Source organism: Citrobacter sp. TBCS-14 (assembly GCF_005280805.1).
Lineage (GTDB): Bacteria > Pseudomonadota > Gammaproteobacteria > Enterobacterales > Enterobacteriaceae > Citrobacter > Citrobacter gillenii.
In genome coordinates this window covers 1-274 of sequence record NZ_SZWM01000445.1, presented here as the reverse complement: position 1 = coordinate 274, position 274 = coordinate 1, and the positions used below count along the sequence as shown (strand labels likewise).

Sequence of the window (274 nt, the reverse complement as noted above, 5' to 3'; positions counted from 1 at the left end):
CGTTCATCAAACCGATAAACGATTCCTGGCTGCCGGCAACATAATCAGCGAGCGCAATACAGGCGTCATTACCAGACTGAATGATCACGCCTTTGTTCAGATCGGACACCGCAACCTGATCGCCAGGCTTGAGGAACATCACCGAAGAGCCGCGCAGGGCCGGATTCCCGGTCGCCCAGGCATCTTTCCCGACGGTAACCATGTCATTCAGATTAATTTTCCCGGCTTTTAGCGCCTGACCGACCACATAGCTGGTCATAATCTTGGTCAGACT

1 protein-coding gene is annotated in these 274 nt (G+C 53.3%); it reads right to left on the bottom strand.

Features of this window, described 5'->3' with window-relative positions; genetic code table 11:
- The coding region (locus FDX22_RS15990; RefSeq protein WP_186805337.1) for a serine hydrolase at window positions 1-274 on the bottom strand (274 nt) is incomplete at both ends.